Origin of the sequence: Cyclobacterium jeungdonense, assembly GCF_010994275.1 — a bacterium.
Lineage (GTDB): Bacteria > Bacteroidota > Bacteroidia > Cytophagales > Cyclobacteriaceae > Cyclobacterium > Cyclobacterium jeungdonense.
Map to the genome: position 1 here is coordinate 190,756 of NZ_WMCD01000009.1, position 26,009 is coordinate 216,764.

Annotated in this window: 20 protein-coding genes; 10 read left to right on the top strand and 10 right to left on the bottom strand. The window is 45.9% G+C overall.

What is annotated here, in order from left to right; genetic code table 11:
• Positions 1-207: 207 nt before the first annotated feature.
• Complete coding sequence (locus tag GKS34_RS17605; protein WP_163386286.1) at positions 208-903, bottom strand: XRE family transcriptional regulator; 696 nt, start codon at positions 901-903, stop codon at positions 208-210.
• A 90-nt stretch (positions 904-993) separates the two neighbouring features.
• Between GKS34_RS17605 and dinB the strand changes: the two genes are divergently transcribed.
• Complete coding sequence (gene dinB, locus GKS34_RS17610) at positions 994-2,211, top strand: DNA polymerase IV (protein WP_163386287.1); 1,218 nt, start codon at positions 994-996, stop codon at positions 2,209-2,211.
• A 207-nt stretch (positions 2,212-2,418) separates the two neighbouring features.
• On the opposite strand, the gene GKS34_RS17615 is transcribed toward dinB, so the two are convergent.
• From GKS34_RS17615 to GKS34_RS17630, 4 genes are all read right to left on the bottom strand, one after another.
• Entirely contained in the window at positions 2,419-3,852 is a 1,434-nt protein-coding gene (locus tag GKS34_RS17615; protein ID WP_163386288.1) for an NADP-dependent isocitrate dehydrogenase, read from the bottom strand.
• Between the two features lie 158 nt (positions 3,853-4,010).
• Positions 4,011-5,063, bottom strand: coding sequence for a 2-oxoacid:ferredoxin oxidoreductase subunit beta (locus GKS34_RS17620; protein ID WP_163386289.1), 1,053 nt, complete (start codon positions 5,061-5,063; stop codon positions 4,011-4,013).
• Positions 5,038-6,903: a 2-oxoacid:acceptor oxidoreductase subunit alpha gene (locus GKS34_RS17625; protein ID WP_163386290.1), complete on the bottom strand. Its 1,866-nt coding sequence runs from the start codon at positions 6,901-6,903 to the stop codon at positions 5,038-5,040. The genes GKS34_RS17620 and GKS34_RS17625 overlap by 26 nt, the downstream gene beginning before the upstream one ends.
• Positions 6,900-8,681: an FAD-dependent oxidoreductase gene (locus GKS34_RS17630; protein ID WP_163386291.1), complete on the bottom strand. Its 1,782-nt coding sequence runs from the start codon at positions 8,679-8,681 to the stop codon at positions 6,900-6,902. Before GKS34_RS17630 ends, GKS34_RS17625 begins: the two co-directional genes overlap by 4 nt.
• A gap of 180 nt (positions 8,682-8,861) precedes the next feature.
• On the opposite strand from GKS34_RS17630, the gene GKS34_RS17635 reads away from it, so the two are divergent.
• The gene (locus GKS34_RS17635) at positions 8,862-9,506 is read left to right on the top strand and encodes a SprT-like domain-containing protein (RefSeq protein ID WP_163386292.1); all 645 of its coding nucleotides are present in this window, start codon (positions 8,862-8,864) and stop codon (positions 9,504-9,506) included.
• On the opposite strand, the gene GKS34_RS17640 is transcribed toward GKS34_RS17635, so the two are convergent.
• From GKS34_RS17640 to GKS34_RS17650, 3 genes are read right to left on the bottom strand one after another with little or no spacing between them, the layout of a single operon-like run.
• Complete coding sequence (locus GKS34_RS17640) at positions 9,503-10,744, bottom strand: DNA recombination protein RmuC (RefSeq protein WP_163386293.1); 1,242 nt, start codon at positions 10,742-10,744, stop codon at positions 9,503-9,505. The two genes, GKS34_RS17635 and GKS34_RS17640, sit on opposite strands and share 4 nt — an antisense overlap.
• A 12-nt stretch (positions 10,745-10,756) precedes the next feature.
• Positions 10,757-11,548 (bottom strand): 23S rRNA (guanosine(2251)-2'-O)-methyltransferase RlmB, encoded by a 792-nt coding sequence (gene rlmB / locus GKS34_RS17645; RefSeq protein WP_163386294.1) that lies wholly within the window; start codon positions 11,546-11,548, stop codon positions 10,757-10,759.
• On the bottom strand, positions 11,521-12,744 hold the full coding sequence (locus GKS34_RS17650) for a GWxTD domain-containing protein (protein WP_240459352.1): 1,224 nt from the start codon (positions 12,742-12,744) through the stop codon (positions 11,521-11,523). The genes rlmB and GKS34_RS17650 overlap by 28 nt, the downstream gene beginning before the upstream one ends.
• A gap of 74 nt (positions 12,745-12,818) precedes the next feature.
• On the opposite strand from GKS34_RS17650, the gene GKS34_RS17655 reads away from it, so the two are divergent.
• Complete coding sequence (locus GKS34_RS17655) at positions 12,819-13,610, top strand: class I SAM-dependent methyltransferase (RefSeq protein ID WP_163386296.1); 792 nt, start codon at positions 12,819-12,821, stop codon at positions 13,608-13,610.
• Between the two features lie 180 nt (positions 13,611-13,790).
• Here GKS34_RS17655 and GKS34_RS17660 read toward each other — a convergent pair whose 3' ends face one another.
• Positions 13,791-16,760, bottom strand: coding sequence for a glycosyltransferase family 117 protein (locus GKS34_RS17660; protein ID WP_163386297.1), 2,970 nt, complete (start codon positions 16,758-16,760; stop codon positions 13,791-13,793).
• A 385-nt stretch (positions 16,761-17,145) separates the two neighbouring features.
• Between GKS34_RS17660 and GKS34_RS17665 the strand changes: the two genes are divergently transcribed.
• The 6 genes from GKS34_RS17665 (at position 17,146) to GKS34_RS17690 (ending at position 23,291) form a co-directional block, all read left to right on the top strand.
• Positions 17,146-18,327: an NAD(P)-dependent oxidoreductase gene (locus GKS34_RS17665; protein ID WP_163386298.1), complete on the top strand. Its 1,182-nt coding sequence runs from the start codon at positions 17,146-17,148 to the stop codon at positions 18,325-18,327.
• Between the two features lie 382 nt (positions 18,328-18,709).
• Positions 18,710-19,855 carry a tetratricopeptide repeat protein gene (locus tag GKS34_RS17670; protein ID WP_435380168.1) on the top strand — a complete coding sequence of 382 codons (1,146 nt, stop codon included), beginning with the start codon at positions 18,710-18,712 and terminating at the stop codon, positions 19,853-19,855.
• Positions 19,856-20,065: 210 nt separating this feature from the next.
• On the top strand, positions 20,066-20,548 hold the full coding sequence (locus tag GKS34_RS17675; protein WP_163386299.1) for an Lrp/AsnC family transcriptional regulator: 483 nt from the start codon (positions 20,066-20,068) through the stop codon (positions 20,546-20,548).
• Positions 20,549-20,608: 60 nt separating this feature from the next.
• Positions 20,609-21,151, top strand: a complete 543-nt coding sequence (locus tag GKS34_RS17680; protein ID WP_163386300.1) for an NUDIX domain-containing protein — start codon at positions 20,609-20,611, stop codon at positions 21,149-21,151.
• A gap of 9 nt (positions 21,152-21,160) precedes the next feature.
• A complete protein-coding gene (locus GKS34_RS17685) occupies positions 21,161-22,531 on the top strand; it encodes an MATE family efflux transporter (RefSeq protein WP_163386301.1) in 1,371 nt (456 codons plus the stop codon).
• Positions 22,532-22,559: 28 nt separating this feature from the next.
• Positions 22,560-23,291, top strand: a complete 732-nt coding sequence (locus GKS34_RS17690) for an SDR family NAD(P)-dependent oxidoreductase (RefSeq protein WP_163386302.1) — start codon at positions 22,560-22,562, stop codon at positions 23,289-23,291.
• Here GKS34_RS17690 and GKS34_RS17695 read toward each other — a convergent pair.
• Complete coding sequence (locus GKS34_RS17695) at positions 23,278-23,781, bottom strand: SixA phosphatase family protein (RefSeq protein ID WP_163386303.1); 504 nt, start codon at positions 23,779-23,781, stop codon at positions 23,278-23,280. The two genes, GKS34_RS17690 and GKS34_RS17695, sit on opposite strands and share 14 nt — an antisense overlap.
• Positions 23,782-23,872: 91 nt before the next feature.
• Between GKS34_RS17695 and GKS34_RS17700 the strand changes: the two genes are divergently transcribed.
• A complete protein-coding gene (locus GKS34_RS17700) occupies positions 23,873-26,008 on the top strand; it encodes an outer membrane protein assembly factor BamB family protein (RefSeq protein ID WP_240459353.1) in 2,136 nt (711 codons plus the stop codon).
• Position 26,009: the final 1 nt, after the last annotated feature.

Below are 26,009 nucleotides of genomic sequence, written 5' to 3' on the forward strand. Positions count from 1 at the left end.
CTGTACTTTCCAATGAGATAATCGTTGCCTGGCCTTTTTAGACTAAAAATACATGCGTCTACCGGCGCATACAGAATATGAAACCGGGATTAAGGATGAGCATTTTTAACAGGTTTCGGCAGAAAATGTTGCCGGAAATTAATCATCGATGGGCTATCAATGACGTAAAGGTAGGTTTTATTTCAGTTTTTACCAACTAATCGCAAATCATACCATCATCATGCGGTACTTCCATACTTCCCGTACGCCTTCTGCGGCTACCTCGAAAGGTTTATACAGCGGGTTACTTGAACAGAGCAGCAGTTGCCTTTTTTCTTTCAACTGGTTGTAAGCAAGTTTGAAGGTTACGCCGTCCTGGGCCGTGACAACCACGTATTTTTCTCCATCCCGTATCTCCGTCCAGTCGTCCATGTACTCACAAACAATCCAGGATCCGTCGGGAATGGGCTCCATGGAGTCTCCATCTACCTGAAATACCCGGTATTTTTTATCCTGAGGCAGGAAGGGTAGTTGAAACCTTGGCAGCTCTCCTATAAAATCCGGATCTGAGAATCCAGCCAGATAGCTGGCTTTAGCTTTCTGGGATACCACTTCTATCAGTTCTCGACCGCTCGCATCCACGGTGGTCGCCAGTATGCGCAGCTCCCGGCCTTTCAGATAGCGGCTGGTTTCCAACACTTCCATCAGGCGATGAGCAGGGAATTTTTCGAGGTTTTCTTTCAGCATCAGATCCACGGATACTTCCAGGTATTCACAGATGCGAACCAGCGTATCCAGCGGCGGGCTCACATTCAGCTCATACCCGGCCAGCTTCGAACGGCTAATACCCAAGCCTTCGGCCATGATGGATTGGGTCAGCCCTTTTCTTTTGCGCAGTAATTTGATATTCGCATGAAGGTACAAGGATAAATTTTTTTAAAGCCAGAGATGAACAAATGTAAAACAATATGTTTAAATTATAAACATTAAATTGTCAATAATATAAACATTTCAATGCTTACAAAGAAAGGGGAGGAGGATACGGAAAATAAGCGGAATATAGTGCACCTGGACCTGGACAGTTTTTTTGTTTCAGTGGAGCGGTTGTATGACAATCGCTTAGATGGAAAACCTATTTTGATCGGTGGTTCGGGAGACAGGGGAGTAGTGGCTTCTTGCAGCTATGAAGCCAGGAAGTTTGGGGTTCACTCGGCCATGCCCATGCGTACCGCCCGGCAACTTTGTCCGGAGGCATTACTGGTTCGGGGTGATTTTGCCAGGTATAGCCAAAAGTCACATGAAATCACTGATATCATCCGTGCAAGCGTACCGATCTTCGAAAAAGCGTCTATTGACGAGTTTTATGTGGATTATTCCGGCATGGATCGATTTTTTGGTTGTTTTAAAATGGCCAGCGAGTTGCGGCAAAGAATCATACAGGAAAGTGGTCTGCCCATTTCGCTCGGGCTTTCAGCCAATAAAACTGTATCCAAGGTGGCCACGGGAGAGGCCAAGCCCAACAACGAAAAGCAGGTACTCCACGGAGAGGAAAAGTCCTTTCTGGCTCCCCTTTCGGTGCGTAAGATTCCGATGATCGGGCGGCAGACTTCACAAAGCCTGTTCAATATGGGGGTAAAAAAAATCCATACGCTGCAGGCCATGCCAGCAGAGCTGTTGGAATCGGCGTTTGGAAAAAATGGGCTGCTCATCTGGGAAAAGGCAAACGGCATCGACCACGCCACCATCCGGCCTTATTCGGAGGCTAAATCCATCTCCTCTGAAAACACCTTCGAAACCGATACCATCGATTTACGCCTGCTGGAAGCCACGCTTACGGCTATGACCGAGCAGCTTACCGGAAAATTGCGCCGGCAGCAAAAAGTCGCTTCTTCCGTGGCTGTCAAGATCCGCTACTCGGACTTTGAGACTCACACCATACAGCGTCAGGTGCCCTATACGGCAGCAGACCACAGCCTGCTTCCAGTCGTTAAGGCCCTCTTTCACCAATTGTACCAGCGCCGTTTGTTGATCCGCCTAATTGGCCTGCGTTTCAGCGGCCTGGTTCACGGAAACTATCAGATCAACCTGTTTGAAGACACGCAAGAGCGCATCTCCCTTTATCAAGCCCTTGATCGAATCAATGGAAAATACGGGAATAAAACCGTTTGCAGGGCAGTCGGCATGGGGGGGGGCCGCAGACGTTTTAATCCGTTTAACGGAAAGGAAATTTGAACGATTGGGATTTTATTGCCTTTTTAAATTCGATGCAGCATCCCGGTCCTTGCGTGTCGAAAAAAGCATTCTTGCCGAAAAAATAATCCCCGATTAGCAAAAGGTTGTCCTGGCGATGCTTTTGGAAAATCGCTGAGCAAATACGCTCGATTTAACGAGGCTGAAATAAAAGCCGCCGTCACCAGGTGGATGACGGCGTGAAAAATGCTATTGGCCTTGTCCCAGGGAATAGGCCTTTTGCCCGTCGAAGGCATAGAGGTTTTCGGTTTTGATTACTTCCACGTCCATTTGGATAGCATGGATTAGCAGCTCGGCTATTCCAATCGCGTTTTTGGCAGTATTTGCTGTCAGTTCAAAACGGCATCTCCAGTGATCCGTGCAAAAGGTTTCTTCAAAACCCTCTGGCCAGACTTTCACCCCTCGGTTGGTGATCATCGTGAGTTGGTAGGCGGGGTGTAGTTCCTGTATTTTCGCTGCCAATTCGTCGGGATCGTTGCCCTTCCAATCGATAAAGAGATCTACTCCCAATAAGGTTTTTTTACCGGCGGCTTTTCGCTGGTATGGCGGAAGCAGGATTCGCACCTCTTTGGCATAGGAAACCGGCTTGAGTTGTTTCGGAATTTTCCCCAGTCTTTCGATTACCGCCCTGCCAAAATCACGGGTACCGACCTTTTGTTTACTTTGCCCGGGACGGAAGATTTCCTCGGTATGAATGCCTTCTTCCAGGGTACAGGACCAGGCGTTTTTGATGGTTTCGGCTACTTCCGGCTGCCCGATGTGATTGAGCATGAGAATAGCTCCGCGCAATAGTCCGGAGGGATTTGCCAGATCTTTGCCTGCCAATGGGGGAGCCGATCCATGTATGGCCTCAAAAAGCGCGCATTTTTCACCGATATTAGCCGATCCTGCCAGACCTACGGATCCCGATAGTTGAGCGGTGATGTCGGACACCACATCGCCATACAGGTTGGGCATGACCAGTACGTCAAACATTTCTGGCGTATCTGCGAGGCGAGCAGCGCCGATATCGATGATCCAATTGTCAGACTCAATGTCCGGATACTCAAGGGCAATTTCTTTAAATACACGGTGAAACAACCCGTCGGTCAGTTTCATAATATTGTCCTTGGTAAAGCAACTAACTTTTTTGCGTTGGTAGTGCCGGGCGTATTCGAAGGCATACCGGATGATGCGTTCGCATCCTGGTCGGGTGATGAGTTTCAGGCATTGAACCACTTCGTCTGTTTGCTGGTGCTCAATGCCGGCGTAGAGATCCTCTTCGTTTTCCCGGATTACCACCAGGTCCAGCTCCGGGTGTTTGGTAGGAACATAGGGATGGAAACTTTTACAGGGTCTGACGTTGGCAAAGAGTCCCAGGCTTTTGCGAAGGGTAACGTTCAAGCTTTTGTACCCACCCCCCTGTGGAGTAGTCATCGGGGCCTTTAGCAGCACCTTGTTTTTGCGGATGCTTTCCCAGGCTGCCTTGCCAATGCCGCTGCTATTTCCAGCCAGGTACTCCTTCTCACCCATTTCTACCGATTCCCATTTTACTTTTGCTCCTGCCGCCTGCAAGATCCGCAGGGTGGCGTCCATGATTTCCGGCCCGATGCCGTCTCCATGGGCTACACTAATTGATTGCATGTGCGTTTATTTTTGGTCCGGCACAAAAGTAATGAGGAATAATTATTAATTTTTATTTATGTTTATTATCAAAAACATAAATTAAATTTATAAATAAACCAACACTCCCGCCATAGAATCTTCCAGTCTTGTCATTCAGGTCAGGAGGAAATTACCGGTTAACGCAGTCCGGCGTTGATGGTATCCAGCGTTTTCTTTCCCGGGCAAAGGTTTTTTTCTGTCAGGCCGTTCAATGCGGTATCGGTTGTATTCAGGATTTTGTGCAAATCCCCATATCCGGTATGAATGTACAGCAAGCCGGTGAGGATTTCGTTTTTTGCACGTGCCTGCTGCAAGGCATTGACTGTAGAAAGCCGGTCCTCGGGGTCCCAATCCGGAGCCAGTTTGTGTAGACTCATGACCGAACCGTCGTGAAGGGTCACAGCAGTATCCGTTCCCTCTGCATAGGTTGCTTGAATGGGTTTTTGCTGAGGCACAAAGTCCATCTTACCAGTAGCATGCATGTGTTCCCTTACGTAATCGTAGGATTTGGTAGACCCTGGATTATTGTTGAAGGTGACACAGGGCGACATCACGTTGATAAAGGCCAGTCCCTGGTGTTGGATGGCAGCTTTGATGAGAGGAACCAGTTGTTGTTTGTCACCACTGAAGCTTTGGGCAACGAAGGTGGCGCCTAATTCCACCGCCAGGCTGGCAAGATCTACGGGTTGAAAGGGGTTAATATGCCCTGATTTGCTGGCCGATCCTACGTCTGCAGTGGCCGAATCCTGTCCTTTGGTCAGGCCGTAGCAGCCGTTATTCATCACGATGTATACCATATTCAGGTTTCGGCGGATGGCGTGAACAAACTGCCCCATCCCGATCGAGGCAGTATCCCCATCACCAGAAACTCCGAAATACACCATGTTTTTATTGGCCATATTGGCTCCGGTGGCTACGGATGGCATTCTACCATGCACCGAATTAAACCCGTGAGAATTTCCTAGAAAATAAGCCGGGGTTTTGGAAGAGCAGCCGATCCCGGAGATTTTTGCTACCAGGTGGGGTTCAATGGCCAATTCGAAGCAGGCCTGAACGATGGTGGCACTGATGCTGTCATGCCCGCATCCTGCACAAAGGGTAGAAATGCTTCCCTCGTACTCTTTGAGAGTATAGCCCAGTTTGTTTTTGGGTAAGCGGGGATGTCTAAATAAAGGTTTCAGATAGGTCATGGGGCACGGCGTTGTTTTGTTTTAAATAATCGGCAATTTTCAGGGCAATCTGGTCGGCAGTAATGGGCATGCCATCGTAATTCAGAATCGATACCAGTCGAAGTGGGTCATGTTGCATTTCCTGAATGAGTAGGCTTCGCATTTGCCCGTCCCGGTTTTGTTCGATGACAAAAACCAGTTGGTGGGTGCGGATAAAGGTCTCCGTTTCTTTTCCGAATGGAAAAGCCTTGATACGCAGGGCATCCAGCTGGATTTCCCTCGCGGCCAACAAATCCCTTGCCTCTTCTGAAGAGAAGGTGGAAGTTCCAAAAAACAACATTCCCCAATCGCTTTGATTTGTTTCCTGATACAGTTGAGGTTTGGGTACGAGAGATTTTGTGGTTTCCCATTTTACTAATAATCGGTCCATATTTCTTTTGTAGGCCGCACTGTCTTCGGTATAGACAGCGTATTCGTCCCTGGACGTCCCCCGGGTGGTAAAAGCCCCTTTCGTTGGGTGGGTGCCCGGATAAGTGCGGTAAGGAATCCCGTCTCCTTCCTGGTCCAGGTACCTGCCATACCGGCCCATGGCGTCCAGCTCTTCTTTATTCAGTACTTTTCCCCGGTCGTATTTCCGGTTCTCTTCCCATTGAAAAGGCTCACTCATGTGGTCGTTCATACCCAGGTCCAGGTCTGTCATCAGGATGATTGGCGTTTGTAGGCGATCTGCCAAATCAAAGCATGCTGCAGTCATCTCGAAACATTCCTTTGGGGTAGAGGGAAAGAGCAGGGGATGTTTGCTATCCCCGTGCGAAGCATTGGCAGCAAGGGTGATATCTGATTGTTGGGTACGGGTGGGCATTCCAGTGCTGGGACCTGCTCGTTGCACGTCTATAAGTACGGCAGGCACTTCGGCAAAATAAGCCAGACCGATAAATTCGTTCATCAGGGAAAGCCCAGGTCCGCTGGTAGCGGTAAGCGCCCTCGCTCCATTCCAATTAGCCCCGATCACCATACCCATGGCGGCCAGTTCGTCCTCCGCTTGCACTACGGCGAACTGGTTTTTGCCCGTTTCCGGATCTACCCGGTACTTGGTAGCATATTTTTCGAAGGCTTCTGCGACGGAAGTGGAAGGGGTAATTGGATACCAGGCCATCACCGTGGCACCGCCATAAACGGCACCCAGACCGCAGGCTGTATTGCCATCCACCATAATCTTATCTCTGATCAAATCCCGGCGCTCCAGGTAGAAGTCCAGGGGGAAATCAAAATGCTCCCTGGCATATTCCATGCCTAACTTCAGTGCCTTTAGGTTGGGAGCAATTAATTTTTCTTTGCCGGCAAACTGTTCTTTCAGCAGGGTTTCCAATACCGAAAATTCGATTTGCAGCAAAATTGCCAATGCGCCTACGTAAATAATATTTTTAAATAATTGTCGCTGCCTGGGGTTGCTGAAGTTTTCATTGGCCAGTTCCATCATGGGAACACCCAGGTAATGAATGCCGTCTCGGATCAGATCCGGAGCCAGTTTTTTGGTGCTATCGTACATCAGGTAGCCCCCTTCGCGCACACTGGCAATGTCCTGCTTCATGCTTTGGGCATTTACGGCCACCAGCAGGTCAATTCCTTCCCTTCGTCCCAGGTATCCTTTTTCACTTACCCGTACTTCATACCAGGTTGGTAATCCCTGAATGTTGGATGGGAAGATATTTTTGGGAGTGACAGGGACGCCCATTCGAAAGATGGCTTTGGCAAATAGAAAATTGGCACTGGCCGAGCCAGTTCCGTTGACATTGGCAAACCGGGCTACAAAATCATTGACCCGCGCTTCCGGTCGCGGGAGAGTAACGGGGATAGTCATAAATTTCCTGCTTTGGTGACACTATAGAAAAATTGCTGCATGTCCCAGGCGGATGTGGGACACCTTTCAGCGCAAAGACCGCAATGCAAACAGACGTCTTCATCCTTTACCATTACCCTTCCTGTTTTTAAGGTTTCGGAGACCAAAATGTCCTGGGACTTGTTTTCGGCAGGAACAAGTAGTTTTTCCCGGAGTCGGTCCTCATCCGCTTCATTGCCGGTGAAGGTAATGCAGGAGGTAGGGCAGATGTCCATACAGGCATCGCACTCGATGCAGCGGTCGGCTGTAAAATCAGTTTGCACATCGCAGTTCAGACAGCGTTGGGCTTCTTTGTAGCCGGTAGGAGGGTCAAATCCCAATTCCACCTCTTTTCGTCTATCTATTAAGGTGATGGATTTTTGGGCCTGCGGTACCAGGTAGCGCTGATCTATGGTAACCGGGCTGTCGTAGCTCCATTCGTGAATGCCCATCTTGGTGCTGAATAGGTTGGTGTAGGGAGCTGGTCTTTGATGCAGGTCTCTTTCCTGACAAAACAGGTGCATGGATACGGCTGCCTGATGTCCATGAGCCACAGCAGTAATTACATTTTCCGGCCCAAAAGCTGCGTCTCCTCCAAAAAATACTTTAGGATGGGTAGACTGAAAGGTGACCTTATCCACGACTGGCATTTCCCATTCGTCAAATTCTAATCCTATATTGCGTTCGATCCAGGGAAAGCTGTTTTCCTGCCCTATGGCGATTAATACCTCATCGGCTTCGATAAATACATCCGGTTCTCCAGTAGGTATGAGTTTTCGTTTGCCCTTATCATCGTAATGTGCCTTTACTCTCTGGAATTTCATTCCGGTTAGTTTTCCGTTTTCCACTTCAAAACTTAGCGGCACGTGATTGTCCAGAATGGCTACATCCTCGTGTTGGGCATCTTCTTTTTCCCAGGGGGAAGCTTTCATATCTTTAAACGGGCTTCTTACTACCACTTTCACTTGTTCGCCCCCCAACCGTCTGGAAGTACGGCAGCAATCCATAGCTGTATTGCCGCCTCCCAAAACGATTACTTTTTTACCAATTTTGTCTATATGCTCAAAAGCCACGCCGGCAAGCCACTCGATACCAATATGAATGTTGGCATCCCCTTCTTTTCTGCCGGGCAATTTCGGCAAATCCCTTCCTCTGGGAGCACCGGTACCTACAAAAACGGCATCATAATCTTGGTCCAATACAGCTTTCAGGCTTTCTACATAGGTCATAAATTGGGTATGAATGCCCAAATTTAGAATATACCCCACCTCCTCGTTTAATACTTCCTCAGGTAAGCGGAAAGCAGGGATCTGGCTGCGCATCATACCTCCTCCGGCGATTTGTTCGTCAAAGAGATGGATTTCATAGCCCAAAGGTGCCAGGTCTCTCGCAACGGTAAGGGAGGCGGGACCTCCCCCAATCAGGGCAATTTTTTTCCCATTTGCCGGAAAGGGTGCATGTGGCATGAGGGATTGCACGTCACCTTTTTGGTCGGCGGCTACTCGTTTCAGGCGGCAGATGGCTACCGGTTCTTCTTCCACCCTGCCACGTCTGCAGGCAGGTTCGCAGGGGCGATCACAGGTTCGGCCCAGAATTCCCGGGAAAACATTGGATTCCCAATTGATCATATAGGCTTCGGTGTACTTTTCCGCGGCAATTTTCCGGATGTACTCCGGCACGGGGGTGTGGGCCGGACAAGCGTATTGGCAGTCCACAACTTTGTGGTAATACTCCGGATCGCGGGTATCGGTAGGTTTCATGGCATTCTGGGTTTATTCTTCTTTCTGCTTATTGCAGAATAATTTTATAAAATAAAGTCATCAAAACAAATGAATGACCAAATAATTTGTTCGTGTTCCTAATTGAAAGCCGTGAATGATTATTTTTTAATTTTATTACCGCCTAAAAAAGAGTAATTTTAGCCGGCAGAAAATAGGGATATGACGCTGGATAATTGGAATCAGAAACTGGGAGACAAATTGCCCAAAGGATCGGTAGCGTATTGTTTCGCATTGTGGAAAGAAGATCCATTTGAATTGGTAATTAGCCGGTCCAGATCTTCCAAATTGGGAGATTTCCGGTACAGAAAGGATCAAAAGATCCAAAAAATCACCATCAATCACGACCTGAACCCATATCAGTTTTTGATCACCCTAATCCACGAAATTTCCCATCACCGGGTATTTCGAGATTATGAGCGCAAGGGAATCAAGCCTCATGGTCCGGAGTGGAAGCGGGCTTTTCGGGATTTGATGGAACCCATGCTCGATATCTCGGTGTTTCCCAGAGATATTTTAATTCCACTTCGACTGCATCTTAAGAGTCCTAAAGCAAGCACTGGGGCCGATTATTTTTTGATGAAGGAATTAAAAAAGTATGATATCTTTCCAGGTAGGGTTCCGGGGGTACTCCTAGGCGACCTGAAACCGGGAACTGCTTTTGGGTTAAAGCGCAGAATTTTTGAAAAGTTGGAAACCAAGCGAAGCAGGGTGTTGTGCCTGGAGCGGACCACAGGAAGGAAGTACTTGATCTCTCTTCATGCAGAAGTGACCTTGGTGGAGGAAGATCCGGAGGTGCCCTTTTAGTCCTGCCGGCTGTCGGGCAGTTGGTTTCGGGCATTGATGCCCAGGGTTTTTAATTTCTCAGCCTGAGAAACCAGGTTTCCTTTTCCGGTTTTTAGTTGCTTCAGGGCGGTCTGGTAACTTTCCTGTGAGCGATCGAGATGTCGTCCGATTTCTTCCAGGCTTTTTAGAAAGGAAGCAAACTTATCGAACATCCGACCGCCTCTTTCAGCGATTTCCAGGGAATTTTTGGTTTGGTCATCCCGGACCCAAAGATCTTTAATTAGTTTCAGCGCCGCGATCAGGTTACTGCTACTGATAAGTAATACCCGCTTTTTATAGGCATATTCCCAAAGGCGCTCATCGGCCTGTATGGCAACCATGTATGCTGCTTCAAGCGGTACAAACATGATTACAAAATCAAGCGCCCGGGCATAGGCTTCGTATTGTTTGGCTGCAAGTTGATCAATGTGCGTTTTAATGGCCTTCACATGTTGGTTTAGCATGCTTTGTTGATCCGCTTCCTTGTCTTCGCTGCAGTACTGCTCGTAGGCCAGCAGGGAAACCTTGCTATCGATGATGACCTTTTTGTCGTCCGGATAATGGATGATCACATCGGGTTGCATTTTTTTTCCATCCATGCCCAGGAGGGGATTTCCTGCCTCATCCCTAAGAAATTCCTGAACGCTGTAATGCCTGTTTTTTTCCAACCCGGAGTTTTGCAGAATGGTTTCGAGAATGGCTTCTCCCCAGTTTCCCCTGAGTTTGGAATTTCCTTTCAGGGCATTGGTCAGATTTTGTGCTTCCTGGCTGATTTTTTGGTTCAGTTGGGCTAACTCCCGAACCCGGTTTTCGAGTGAAAAGCGCTCTTTAGCCTCTTGGGTGTAGGTATCCTGCACCTGTTTGCGAAAGGCTTCCAGGTCTTTGCTTAGGGGCTGAAGGATACGGGTAATGTTTTCCTGGTTCTGAAAGGTGAATTTCTTCGATTTTTCTTCCAGAATCCTGTTGGACAGCAACTCAAATTCCTGTTGGAATCGCTTTCCCATCTTTTCCATTTCGGATTCCTGGAACTGCAGTTTTTCCTGAAGTAGCTTCGCTTGGTTTTCCTCGTGTTTTTTTTCCAATTCCTGTTCCAATTGTTGCCGCTCCATTACCTTCAGGCTTTCTTCCAGCGCTTTGTTTTTGGAGGTAGCTTTGAATAGGAGCCAGGAAAGAACCCCTATTCCGGCCAGACAAAGGAACAACCCATAGGTAGTTTCCATTTTCAGGTTGATTTAGACCTGCGGGTCGGGCACGCTGCGTTGACGGATGGCTTCGTAAATGGCCACCCCGGCAGCTACGGACACGTTGAGGCTGGCAACTTGTCCCAGCACAGGTATTTTTACAAATTCATCGCAAAGGCCCAGCAGTTCATCGGATATTCCGTCCTCTTCAGAGCCCATGACCAATGCGGTAGGTGCCGTAAAATCGGCCTGATAGATATTTCGGTGGGTTTTTTCGGTGACACCGACTACGTTTAACCCTAATTTTTTCAGGTCTTTAAGGGTATAGTACAGGTTTCGGACCCTGCTTACTGGCAGAAAGTTCAGCGCACCGGCCGAAGTTTTCACGGCATCCGAACTTATCTGTGCACTGCTTTTTTCCGGGATGATGATTCCATGAACACCAGCGACTTCTGCTGTACGGGCGATGGCGCCAAAATTTCTAACATCCGTGATGCGATCCAACAGCAGGATAAGGGGTGCCTGACCTTTATTGTAACATGCGTCTACCACATTCTCCCAGGAAGCATAGGAAATGGCTCCCATATAAGCGATTACTCCTTGGTGATTTTTTCGGGTAATTCGGTTGAGTTTGTTTTCCGGTACCTTTGTGATTGGAACGTTTTTTTCCCTGGCGAGCGTCACCACCTCTTTTAAAAGGTCACCTTTCAGTTCTTTGTTCACCAGTAGCTTATCAATTTCCTGACCGGCGTGAAAGGCCTCCAGAATTGGCCTGATTCCAAAAATATAATCTTTTGGGTTTTCATCTCGGTTGATTAGAAAACCATCCTTCCGTTTCTCCATGCTGTAATGGTTTTGAACCAGATCGGCTGATAGGCCCTAGATCGGTTCAATGTATAATAATTAGGGGTTAGAATATTTTTTACTCGCGCAAAGGTAAAGGTTATTTTTGAATTTGAATCCTGTGCCTGGTATACCCAGCTTTCTTTATCCACATCAAAGTACACCTCCTGAGGAGGTCCCATGATAATGTAAACCATGCCCCGGTCTGTGGCCCAGCCTTCTTTAAAATCAGTAAACAGGATATTGGCAAACTCCACCTGACGAAAGTATTCTTTGATTACCGTTTTTGCAGTTTCCTCATCTCTGGTCATCTGGATCCAGTATTCGTCCAGCGCTGTTTTTTTATTTTCTGCTTCCAGCAAGGTCTCGTGCTCCTTTCTGGTAGAGATGTAGGCGACCATTTCGATCATTTCTTCCCAAGTGGCTACGCGGGGAAATGTTTTATTAACAGTTTTTAGTAGCAGGCCGGTAGGTGAGGTGGTGTCTGCTTGTATGAAATAATACCCCGCTTTATCGAAAGGCACCGGCACGTTCACCAGAAAACTACCTTCATCTATCACCTCTGTCTCTCTAGGTACTTCGGGCGCTTTGGTTTCCATGGGGGGTAAGGGAAGCGGGAATTCTTGTGGATAGTAATAGCGGTATAAGTTGACACCTTGTTGCCGTTTGAACAGCAGGGATTCGTCTACGTTTAGAAAATTTTGGTCAAAGGGGATGTCATTACCGAAATAAGCACCAAAGCCAGGTTGCTCCGGTACAAAAGGACTTATAAGGTCGACGTGATAAACGTACTCGTCTTCCTGCCGGGTATCCTGTGCCCGAAATACCACGTAGGCTGCCTCCTGAGAAGCGGGAATTTCTACGGTTTCTTCAAAGTAGAAATGCCGTTCCGTATCGGCTTTTAGCTGGTCCCTGTCTAGGGCGATAATCTGCTCGTCTGAAAACTCCTGCTCAAATCCACCGACGATAGCATAAGAAAAAAGGTAATCCTCAAAATTGGGATTTTCCTCAATTTTTTCAACCACCATCTGTAGGGTAAAGGTTCTTTCGGCCGTTTTTATGGGGATTACATCTAATGAGATTCGGGAATACCTGGAATACCGAAGGCTTTGGTTGAGGCTTTGCAAGTTGTTTTGTGCATGTGCAGAGAGGGTGAAGAAGCAACATACGGCAAAACATCCAAGAATATTTTTCATGAGCAATGACTTTGTTATTTCCATAGTTGGTTTAAAAATTAACCTTAATTTTGTTCAAAATAAAGAAATTTTAAATGGCTACCTATACAACGGAAATTACTTCCGATAAGTTGATTAGTGATAATCCGATACATCAACGCCTCTACAAAGCTTACATTGTGGCCAAATCCTACGTTTCCGGCAATTTGCTGGAAATAGGGTGCGGAGAAGGCCGGGGAGTTGCTGCCCTGGGACCCTTGGTCGATACGTACCATGGGATTGACAAGATAGGAGAAATTTTAGACAGGTTAAAAAGGAAATATCCTGATTACACCTTTGAGCAGGCCCATTTGCCTCCTCTTTCCAGTTTGGAGGATGCTTCCTTTGATTCCGTAGTCAGCTTTCAGGTCATCGAACACATTGAGGATGACCGTTGGTACCTCGAAGAAATATACCGGGTGTTGAAGCCAGGAGGGAAGGCCTTGATATCCACTCCAAACATTCGATTTTCCCTTTCCAGAAACCCCTGGCATATCCGCGAATACACTCCGGATCAATTAAAGAAACGCTGCGAAGCTATTTTCGATGAGGTGGAGACCAAGGGCATTGGAGGAAACGATAAGGTATGGCAGTATTACGAAGCCAACAAAAAGTCGGTAAATAAAATCACCCGTTGGGATTTCCTTAACCTTCAATACCGTTTGCCAGCCAGCCTATTGAAAATCCCGTACGAACTAGCCAACCGTTTTAACCGAAACAAATTGCACCAAAGTCAAGGGAAAGCGGTGGAAGAGATTTGCCATTATGATTACCTATTGGTAGACAATCCGGAAAAGGCGTTGGACCTTTTTTATGTTCTACATAAAAAGTCGGAAAAGGAAAGCTAAGCGATACCTTTTCTACAATCTGAGTGAACCGGTATTGCCTATTTCGGCATGTAATCCTCTGAACTGTTTCAATACCAAAAAGGGAAGGGCTATCAGCCCTTCCCTTTTTGCTTATTATCAAATAGATCACTTTATTGCACGCACCTCATTTCATCCACTGCAATTAAGTGGAGCCTTTCGTTACCTTCGCTGCATGCGGTTGCTGGCATCCCCAAAAAGCCTTTCAAATTCCACCTGAAGTTGGTCGGCTTTTTCTTCATACCCTTGTTCTCGAAGAAGGGGAATAAAATACCGGAGCATCTCCATGGAAATGGAGGCTTCGCGATCCATGGCCCTTTCGGTTTCCTGATAAAAATCCAGCATTTCTACTGACCGTTCCGCCATTTCATCTACAATATGAAGGGCTTCTTCTTCCATGCCTAGTTCGAAAAGAAGCGGTACAGACTGTCCGCTGGCCAGGTCATACGGGATAGCCTCATGCGGAAATTTTTCCAGGCTCAATCGCATAATGTCCTCGGCTCTTTGCAAGTCCTTTTCATCCATTAAGGCAATGGCGATACTGTTTAACACACTGCGGTGATTGGAGGTAAATCGTCGGAACTCATCATCGAAATAGTTATCGGGATTACTCATGCCCCGGAAGGCAAAATTCTCCATGACATTTTCATAGGCAAGTTCCGTATTTACCAGTTCTTCCTGGTTATCTGGTTTTTGGATGGGTAGAAGCCGATAGGTAAGTCCTTCCATGACCACATGCTGGCTCATATCAAATCCGATCGTGGCCAGGGAGGTGTTGTTGAAGTAAATGGGGCGTTCCCAGTGATTGGTGGCAATCAGATCGAGCAACATGAGTGTACCTTTGGTGACGTAATTGCCGCGAAGCCGAATATTTAGCTGGGGGATTCTCAGATTTCTAAACTGTTCCGGAACGATGTCCAATGAGTCTACCCGATTCTGGTTGATGGGTAGGGTCAGGTTTCGGGAAGGCACGGTATTGATATTGCTTGCTCGACTATTGGAAAGTTTAAGTAATTCGCTATTATTTTTCAGCAATTTCAGGTAATCCACCAATGGCAAACTTTCCAGGCGATCGGTAATATAGAGCACATCATTCGTGCCTTTCTTGTAATTTTCATATTCAAGGGTAAAGTTCAGTGCCGGAGATTCATTTACTGGCCTGGCCATTTGCTTCACATACCAATCCGTGTCAAAATAGCTCAACACAATCACACGCACATCTGTCCGAAATCCTTCCACCTCCTGCACGTACCACAAGGGAAAGGTGTCATTATCTCCACCGGTAAATAAAATGGCATTCGGCTCACAGGAGGCCAGGAAATTTCTGGCCGCATCTACGGAGAAATACCTATTGGAACGGTCATGGTCGTTCCAATTTTCTCCGGCCATCAGGATTGGCACAGGCAAGGCGATCAGTGTCGCATAGATGCCAGCCATGGCCAGCCCTTTTTTCAGTTTTAGCAACTGTTGCCGGATTGCCAGGACCCCAAATCCCATCCAAATGGCAAATGCGTAGAATGAGCCCACATAAATGTAATCCCTTTCCCGCGGTTCAACGGGAGGGGAGTTGAGATAAAGGACCAGTACCGCCCCCATCATCAAAAAGAGCATTAGGGTAAGGTAAAAGGATTTGGGATCCATTTTGGCCTGAAAAAACATGCCAATCAGACCTAATAATAAAGGAAGCATGTAATAGTTATTATGCCCCTTGTTGTTTTGAATATATTCGGGAAAATCCGTTTGCAGCGTGGAGAAGATACTCAAATAGGGAGCATCACTGAAGTCACTTTCCCGGCCACTAAAATTCCACATAAAATACCGCCAGTACATGTGGCCCAACTGATGATCTATCATAAAATAGATGTTGTCAAAAAAAGTAGGGTCCTCTCCTTCTCTCAAACCCAGCTTTGAGCGATAGAGTTGTTTGTGTCTTTCCTGGGTAGAATAAATTCTGGGTAAAATGGTTTTTTTCTCCGGTTCGTAAATGTTTTCCAATTGATAATCGACGATCTCGTACTTTTCCTCCCCTTTGGCATATACAGGTGCTCCTTCGACCTGATCAATGACTTCTGCTGTAAAATACTGCCCGTGTAGCAGGGGCCGGTAACCGTATTGTTCCCGTTTGAGGTAGCTTACAAAACTGATGATATCCCGTGGATCATTTTCGTTAATGACGGTATCTGCGTTTGCCCTAATAACGATCAGTGCGTAAGACCCGTATCCAATAAGAATAAAGGTAAGGGATATCAGGATGGTATTTAAAATTACTTTTTCTCGCTTATAGGAGTAGATGATAGCGTAAGTCAATCCACCTAAAAACAAAATGACAAAGAAAACGATTCCTGACCCAAAAGGCAGACCCAGGCTATTGACAAAAAATATTTCTATAGAACCTGCGATGCTAGGAAGGCCCGGAATGATTATATTGTTTATAATGACCAGGGCAACTCCTCCTAAGAGAAAGGCGATAATACCTCCTTTTAAGGTGTGCTGCTTGTATTTTTTGAAATAGACCACCAATGCCAGGGCGGGCAGCGTCACCAGGTTAAGCAGGTGGACCCCAATAGACAACCCCACCAGGTAGGCGATGAAAATCATGTACTGGTTTTCCGCCCTGGGGTCCCTGATTACGTCCCATTTCAAAAACGCCCAGATGACAATGGCTGTGAAAAAGGAAGACATGGCATACACTTCTGCTTCAACGGCGGAAAACCAAAAGCTGTCTGAAAAGGTATAGGCAATGGCACCGATCAAACCCGCGCCCATCAAAGCAATCGTTTGCTCTTTAGAAGGTTCACTATCTACGGAGATACTGTACAGCTTTCTTCCCAGAAGAGTAATCGTCCAAAAAAGAAATAAGATGGTAAATGCCGAAAAAAGCGCACTCCCTATATTCATCCAATAGGCAACATTCAAGCCTTCTCCAAAAGCCAAAAATCCAAACATTCGATAAATCAACAAAAAGAAGGGGGCACCTGGAGGATGCGGTACCTGTAGCTTATAAGCTACGGCAATAAACTCCCCGGGATCCCAAAAACTTGCTGTCTCCTCTATGGTTAACAAGTAAGTGATAAATGCAATCAGAAAGGCGGTCCAGCCCGTTAGGTTGTTTACCTTGGAATATGTAGGCATGCGATTGGTTTGTATTTGAAAAGCGAAAATAAAAAAATTATCAGTAATAAAGGATGATTTAACTTATTTTAAAGATTTGGTGGACTCGGGGAGCCCTCCAATGACGGACTATCTGAGCAAATTATATTTTTTTTTATTGCATTTGGTTTCGATCAATTCCAAATTATATTTTATAATAAGCTTGGTTGGCAATTTTTTAAGTCATTAAAATCATTTTATTCCGGATTAATGGTTAGAAAAAATGGATGAGTTGTCTTAAAGCATGTTTCCTAAAATACTGATTTTTAAAATATTTTTTATGTATTTTAAATACAATAAAATGATTTTTAAATTTTTTTACCTATCTTTACATCATCATAAAAAAGCAGCAGAAAATTTTTGTTTTATGAAGAAAACTATCAGCAAAAAATTGAGAATAGGAATTGTCGGTACGGGAGGTATCGGCAGAGGGTTGGCAAAATTGATTGCCCGAAGAAAGGACATGGCTCTTTCGGGGGTTTTGACCAGAAGAAAAGGATTAATCGAAGATCTCGGCGTGGATCAGGACTACCTGACCATGGAACCAGAAAAGTTGATGGAATCGTCCGACATAATTGTCGTTAGCACTGGAGATCCGATTTACTCAACTGAGGTTATCGACAAAGCTTTTCAATTTGGGTTGCCGGTGGTAACAATGGATGCGGATACTCAGGTAGTGACCGGCTCCTGGCTTTCCAAAAGGGGTATCATTACGGAGGCAAATGGCGACCAGCCGGGTTGTTTGGCAGCCTTAAATAAGGAAGTCGTGCAAATGGGTTTTGCTCCGTTGGTCTACGGAAATATTAAAGGCTTTTTAAACCAAAACCCTTCCTTGGAAGACATGCTATTTTGGGGACAGAAGCAGGGATACAGTCTTAGTTCGGTTACTTCTTTTACAGATGGTACCAAATTACAAATAGAGCAGGCCTTGATAGCGAATGGTCTGGGACTGGAGATCGTGCAGCAAGGGCTGGTAGGGTACGAGACTTCGGATTTTGAGAAAGGTGCTTTCGCACTGGGAGAAATAGCCCAAAAGGAAAATAAAATTATTAGCGATTACATTATATCCAGAGAATCACCTCCGGGCGTATTTATCACTGCGACTCATCAGGAAGATCTGGCGGCTGAACTCAAAACCTACAAGATGGGTGACGGTCCTTATTACCTGTTGTACAAACCCATGCATCTTTGCTTTTTTGAAATACCAAATAGCATTCTTAATTTAGTAAATCATGATGAGATTTTGCTTGATAATGGGAGGACACCTACTATTAGCGTGGGAGCGATCGCTAAAAATGACTTGGCAGCAGGTTCGATAATAGACAAAGGCATTGGAAGCATGGAAGTGCGGGGAGAAGCATTAAAAATTAAAGACTGCCCGGAACATGTGCCCATCGGCTTACTTAGCAAAGTTCAACTGAAAAGGAACGTTGAACAAGGAGAATTAATCACTTTTGACGATATCAATATACCGGATTCCCTGGCATTGACTGCTTGGAAAAGTACCCTGGCGGAACAAGCCACCTATAAGGAGCCGGTTAGAAGGTAAGCTGTTAATTTTTTTATCTTATTGCTGTTTACAGATCCATTGGCCAGGATTGCATTTCATGTGGTTTTGGTCTAATGGGTCTGTTTTTTCGGGAGCGTTACGAATGCAAACTTGTTGGAATATTATGATTTCAGTCAGTTTATGTAAACGAATTTTGCTAAGAGCTGTCAGCTTATGGAAACAGCCTATTTTTTAATTAGTATGAGATAGCTTACCTTGGAATTGGTAAAAAATTTTTCACTCGATTCGAAATTAATTGAAGTTGGCTTTTGTTTATCCTCTTGTGTGTATATTTAGTACATTCTAGTAAAATATCCTGAAATTGAAAGCTTACCATATTTACATTACAATCGTTTTGGTGTCAACTTCTTTGCTGTTCGCGATTCCGGGTCGTGCTCAGATGGAAGCGCTGACTCAAATTGGGGAATCGGAAAGTACCTATTTGTTGCTGGACAGGGGCTTGCAATTCCGGATTACCGATGCAGTCAACAGCATGTATAATTTTGACTTTGAGCGCGCCGAGCGTGGCTTTCAGGTAATGCGTTATACCTATCCTGAACATCCGCTGCCCGATTTCTTGATGGGGCTTAGCCAGTGGTGGAAGATTGCCGTGGCCACAGAAAACAAGAGCCACGATGCTCTTTTTTTAGAGTATATGGACCGGACTATCGAGAAGGCCGAAGCAATGTTAGAAAAGGAACCTGATAACAAAGAGGCGGCTTTTTTCCTTGCAGGTGCTTATGGTTTTCAGGGAAGGCTTTACAGCGAAAGAAAAAATTGGACGAGTGCTGCTTTTGCAGGGAAAAATGCGCTTAATTACCTCGAAATGAGCAGAGGGGAAGAGGAGTTGAATCCTGAATTGCTTTTAGGAGATGCCTTATTCAATTATTTTTCTGTCTGGATTCCGAAAAATTATCCCTTGCTTCGACCCGTAATGTTGTTGTTTCCGAAGGGAGATCAGGAGCTAGGGCTGCAACAACTGGAAGAAGTGGCTGAAAATTCGTTTTATGCCCGTGTAGAAGCACAATATTTTCTTTTCCGCTTGTATGCTTCCGAAGAAAAGGAGCCCTTTAAAGCATTGGAAATTACCTCCTATTTACATGAGAAATATCCGAACAACCCCTATTTTCATCGTTTTTTTGCCAGGCAGCTGTATGCCGTGGGAAGGGGGAAAGAGGCCATGGAAGTATCCTTGGAAATCTTAAAACGTATAGAAGCCGGCTGGACGGGCTACGAGGCCAATAGTGGCCGGTACGCTTCTTTTTTTGCGGCACAGTATTTGGACAGAATGGGGCAGTATGTTACTGCTAAAAAATATTACCTGCAAACAGTGGCTTATGGAGAAGAGTTGGATTTTCAGGAAAGTGGATATTATTTGTTTGCATTGTTGCAGTTGGGTAAGATCTCCTTAGATCAAGGCGAAACCTCGGATGCAAAGCGTTTTTTTGAATCCGTAAAGGAGCATGCCAAAAGGAAGCATCCTGCGCATAAAGAAGCGAGGGATTTATTAAAAAAGAATAAACTTTGACGGGCACTAAATAGTTCTTACGATGGTTATTCGGGAGGAACTTTATCTTTTTTAAGAAATTGCAAAACACTAAGAGCAATAATTTTAATTAAATCGATAATTTACTAACAATATTTCGTCCGCACTTGCGTTTTTTTCGTAAATGTCTTTAAAATAAATATAAATTGGATTACATTTGTACCACATATAATTCGGTAAATTCTTTACAATATGGATAATAGCATTAAAGTAAAATTTGACAAAATCGACCGTAAGATTTTAGAGATCCTCCAAGCGAATGCAAAAATCACGAATGCACAGCTTTCAAAAGATATAGGTTTGTCTCCTGCACCTACTCTGGAGCGGGTAAAAAAGTTGGAGCAATCCGGGATTATCAAAAGCTATCACGCAAAACTGGATCCTGAAAAGATCGGATTGGGAGTGAGCACTTTCGTTTTGGTTGGACTGATAGGTCACAATAAGGCCAATATTGATGCCTTTATGAAGGAAATCGATCAAATTCCCGAGGTGATCGAATGTCATCACATTACGGGAACAGGAGATTTTATTTTGAAAATCATTTCAAAGGACATCAATTCCTATCAGAAGCTGATGTTGGAGCAGGTGAGTGAAATCAAAGAAGTAGATTCCATGCAGTCCATGGTTATTCTTTCTACCTTTAAGGATAGCAAAGTACTGCCAATTCCTGCATAAGTATTCATTTCACGCAAAAATTGATGAAGGGTGGCTGAAGGCCACCCTTTTTTTATCATTATGAAAAATCCCTGGACCAAAATCTCCGCAAAAGAAGTATATGATAATCCCTGGATTCAGGTAGAGGAGCATCAGGTACTTGCACCGACCGGAACCGAAGGCATCTACGGTAAGGTACATTTTAAAAACAGGGCAATAGGGATCCTGCCCCTCGATCAGGAAAATCACACCTGGCTTGTAGGGCAGTACCGCTATACCCTGGAGGAATATTCCTGGGAGATCCCCATGGGAGGGGGGCTGTTGGAAGAAGATATTCTGGAAAGCGCCAGGCGTGAATTAAAAGAAGAAACCGGCCTTACCGCAGATAAATGGACCGAACTGATGAAAATCCATACCTCAAATTCTGTAACGGATGAGGTAGGCTTTGTATTTATAGCCGAAAACTTAACCCTGGGGGAAACGGAATTTGATGCCACCGAGGACTTACAGATTCGCCGGCTACCTTTTAAGGAGGCTCTCCACCTGGTAATGAAGGGTAATATAACCGATGCTATCAGTATTTCCGCCATTCTAAAGACGGGAATTCGGTTAAAAATGATTTAGACCTCCCAGATGCGTTTGCAGGAATTTAAAGCGGATTTTAATACTACCTTTTCCCTGGCCTATCCTGTGATGTTGAGTCAGTTGGGGCAGGTAATGGTAGGCGTAGCGGATAACATCATGGTGGGAAGGCTGGGTGCTATCCCCCTGGCAGCGGCCTCCCTCGCTAATAGCATTTTCTTCCTCATGCTGATGTTTGGGATAGGTATTTCCATGGCCGTCACACCCATGGTGGCGGCGGCAGACGGGGAGGGCAAAAAAGGAAAAATCGGACGATTTCTGAGCCATGGTTTTGTTATCAATGGCTTTTCTTCCCTGGTGCTGTTTTTGGTTATTTTAGGACTTTCCCCGGGCTTGCAATGGCTGGGCCAGCCAGAAGAAGTGGTTATTTTGGCGATTCCTTACCTGTTAATCATTACTTTTTCGCTGGTACCATTTATGTTTTTTCAAACCTACAAGCAATTTATTGAAGGCCTTTCACAAACCAAACAGGCCATGTACATTACGGTCCTTTTCAATGTATTTAATGTGGGCTTAAACTGGCTGTTGATCTACGGAAATTGGGGGTTTCCTGCGATGGGGCTGAATGGTGCAGGCTGGGCCACGCTAATTTCACGCATCCTGATGGCAATGGCCATTTACCTTTACGTGACCCGGTCTGAAAGGTATGCCCGTTATCTGAGAGGTTTTAGTCTGAAAAACCTACGATTTGGTATCATCAAAAAGATGCTGCGAATAGGTATTCCAACTGGGTTGCAATTCGTTTTTGAAGTAGGCGCCTTTAGTACCGCTGCCATTATGATGGGGTGGATTGGTGTCAATGCCCTGGCTGCCCATCAAATTGCCATTAACCTCGCATCCATTAGTTACATGATGGCCTCCGGCTTGTCAGCTGCGGCTATGGTTCGCGTAGGCAACCAGTTAGGGAAGCGGGATATTGGAAAATTGCGGCAAGTCGGTTTTTCTATTTTTGGAATGGTTGCTGTTTTTATGTTTCTATTTGGTTTGGCTTTTCTGGTATTCAGAAATTACCTGCCTCTTTTGTATATTGAGGAGCGGGGAGTGGTCGAAATGGCAGCTACCCTTTTGGTAGTCGCTGCCTTTTTTCAGATTTCAGATGGTCTACAGGTTGTGGGGCTTGGTGCGTTGAGAGGGCTTTCTGATGTAAAGGTACCCACCCTGGTCACCCTCGTAGCCTATTGGGTAATAGGCTTGCCTTTGGGGTATTTTTTGTCCTTTCATCTGGGGTGGAATGAGCTTGGTATTTGGATGGGGCTTTTGACAGGCCTATCCCTGACAGCTGCCATGTTGATTTATCGGTTTCATTCCTTAAGTTTGCGATTGTACCGTCAATCGCAAAACAAACTTTCCGAGTTAATATAATTTAGGCACCTTTAACGTTACGTTGTTTATGGAAGCTACCCATTGTTACATCATTACCGGAGCAAGTAAAGGCCTTGGCCACGCGTTGGCCAAACTGTTGGCCCGCGATAAGAAGAACCTGGTAATAGGCATCGCCCGAACTCCCATGGCTTCAGCAGGGAATTTTCACAGTTTGGCCCTGGACCTGTCCGACTCAGAAGCCATACTGGAAAAGGAAGCGGCTCTATTCCCGGAGGGTTCCTTTGAAAAAATTTGCCTGATCAATAATGCAGGCTGGATTGGAGACATTGCGCATACGGGTTACATTGATCCCGATGCCATCATCCAAATACATAAGGTAAATGTGATCGCGCCGGCCCTGTTAATGAACGCGTTTATGAATAAATACGACCGATACCAGGGAAATAAATTGATTGTCAATATAAGTTCGGGAGCGGCCGGAAAGGTAATGGATGGCTGGTCAGGCTATAGTGCTTCCAAAGCGGCATTGAACCAAATGACGCTAATTGCGCAGGAAGAATCTGATTTGAAAAACAGGGGATTTACCCTTTATGCTTTGTCGCCAGGGATAATTGACACGTCCATGCAAGAAACCATCCGCTCGGCAGGGAAAGAAAATTTCAGTAATCTGGAGAAATTCCAATCTTTAAAATCCGAGGGTAGCCTCAGTTCGCCCGAAGATATTGCCAAAAAAGTTATTTATTTGATGGATCACTTCCGGGAATTCCCAGAGGTATTGCAGGATGTCAGGAAATTTTAGGAGACTTGTTTTTTGGGAAATCGTATAGCCAGAAGGAGGCATTTTCGGGCTGAATATCCATCCAGTGGTTGGTTTGGAAATAAAATCCAAAAACCGCTGCGGTAGGTAGGTTGTCCAGATTTTCTCCCAGGTAATTAATCAAATCGGTAAAACCGGGGTTGTGGCCAAAAATAAACAAGCTGTTTATCCGGTCAGGAGTTTGGCGGATTTTTTCCAGTATTGCTTTAGGAGAAGCGTGGTAAAGATCGGGGGTTTTTTCAAATTCAGGATCCTCTTTAAAGAATATTTCCAGGTATCTTTCAGCGGTTTGGACGGCCCGAACAGCATTCGAGGTAAGAATTTTTTCAGGGATTACCCGGTTTGCAAGCATTCTTTTCGCCATGAGGGGAGCATCTCTTTCACCTCTTTCGGCAAGGGGGCGAAGTTGATCCGTGAGTAAGGGATGATCCCAGGAGGATTTGGCATGGCGGCATATAAGCAGTTTTTTCATATAGTGTACCGATCTCTTTTACCGTAAAACTTTTGCAAGGTACCTTTGGTCAAAATTGATATATTTGTCAGGAACCAGTAACCTAATTTAAATGAATATATTGATTTTACGAAAGCCAGCCTTTTGGGTTATGGGATTGTTCCTGATTTGTTCCTGTCAATCCACTTCCGGTGATCGGGAGGAAGCAGGTGCAGACTGGCCGGTATATTTGGGAAGTAAAGGTAGTGCTCAATACTCTTCTCTGGACCAGATAAACAAAGTCAATATAGGTAATCTGAAACCCGCCTGGGAATTCCGCACCGAGGACCTATCTGATGGGGGAAACACCCAGATTCAATGCAATCCCCTGATCATTGATGGGATCCTTTTCGGAACCAGCCCCAGGCTGAAAGCTTTTGCAGTAAATGCCGCTACTGGTGACCCCATATGGGAATTTGATCCCCACAAGGATTTTGAAATTGGTGGGAGTGTAAACAGGGGATTAATGTATTGGAATTCCGAGCAGCAATCCCGCTTGTTTTATTCTGCCGGACCGTATTTATTTGCCCTTGATCCCAAAACGGGACAACTGATTTCTGAATTTGGCGAAGAGGGAAAAGTAGCCCTTACCAAAGGGTTGGGAGATTGGGCGCAGGACCGCTATGTAATTTCATCTACCCCCGGGGTTATTTACAAAAACAAATTGATTCTGGGCACCCGGGTATCCGAAAATTCCGATGCAGCCCCAGGGTACATACGTGCATTTGATGTGATTACCGGGGAGATAGATTGGGTATTTCATACCATCCCCAAACCTGGTGAATTTGGGTACAATACCTGGCCCAAAGATGCCTATCTGACGGCAGGAGGTGCTAATAGTTGGGCCGGAATGAGCCTGGACGAAGCCTCCGGTGTTGTATACATTCCTACTGGATCTGCTGCATTTGATTTCTGGGGTGGAAATCGCAAAGGAGAAAACCTTTTTGCCAATTCACTGTTGGCATTGAATGCCGAAAACGGAGAGCGCATCTGGCATTACCAAACGGTGAGACATGACGTATGGGATCGGGATTTACCCGCTCCCCCCAACCTGGTTACCATAGAAAAGGAGGGTAAAACCATTCGGGCAGTAGCTCAAATTACCAAAACGGGAAGGGTCTTTGTTTTTGACCGGGCGACCGGGGAGCCGGTGTATCCCATTGTGGAAGTTGACATACCGCCTTCTAGCCTTGAAGGAGAGGAGGTGTGGCCAACGCAGCCCTTGCCTCAGGTTCCCCCTCCATTTTCGAGGCAGGTTTTTACTGAGGCAGAGGTTACTGATATCTCTCCGGAATCGGAAGCTTATGTCCGCGAAAAGATTCAAGGGCTCAAATTTGGCCATACGTTTATGCCTCCCAGCAGTGAGGGAACCGTTATTTTCCCTGGTTTTGATGGAGGAGGAGAGTGGGGAGGTGCTGCATACGATGAGGAGTCCGGTCTGCTATACGTGAATGCCAACGAAATGCCCTGGATTTTGACCATGGTTCCCACTAAAGGTGGGAAGGTTTCCCTGGGTAAATCCGCCTATTTTACTCATTGTGGCATGTGTCATGGCCTGGATAAAATGGGGGACCCTTCCGGTGCTTTTCCTTCGCTCATGGAAGTCGGGCAGCGCTTAGATGAAAATGAAATACTCGGTATTATCGCAGCAGGAAAGGGTAGAATGCCTGCTTTTCAACATCTTAAACCGGAAATCAAGAAAGCCTTGGTCAATTATCTTCTGAAACCTGAAGGGAATCAAGATTCCCATACGATCGGTGCAGATTCTAACCTCTCGGCTGTCCCGTACACCACGACTGGCTATAATCGGTTTTTCGATCAGGAAGGATATCCGGCAGTCAAACCTCCCTGGGGAACTTTAAACGCTATAGACCTGAACAAGGGCGAAATTGCCTGGTCGGTGCCCTTGGGAGAATACCCCGAGCTGACTGCCAAGGGAATTCCGGTAACCGGAACTGAGAATTACGGAGGCCCCGTAGTCACTGCAGGCGGGCTTGTTTTTATAGGAGCTTCAAAAGACGAATACTTTCGTGCCTTCGATAAAGATACCGGTGAGGAGCTATGGAAATACAAGCTCCCTGCAGGTGGATATGCCACACCGGCAGTCTATGCGGTAGATGGCAAACAATTCGTTGTAATCGCCGCAGGAGGTGGTAAAATGGGTACTTCCTCCGGAGATTACTACTTGGCGTTCAGTCTGGAAAATTAAT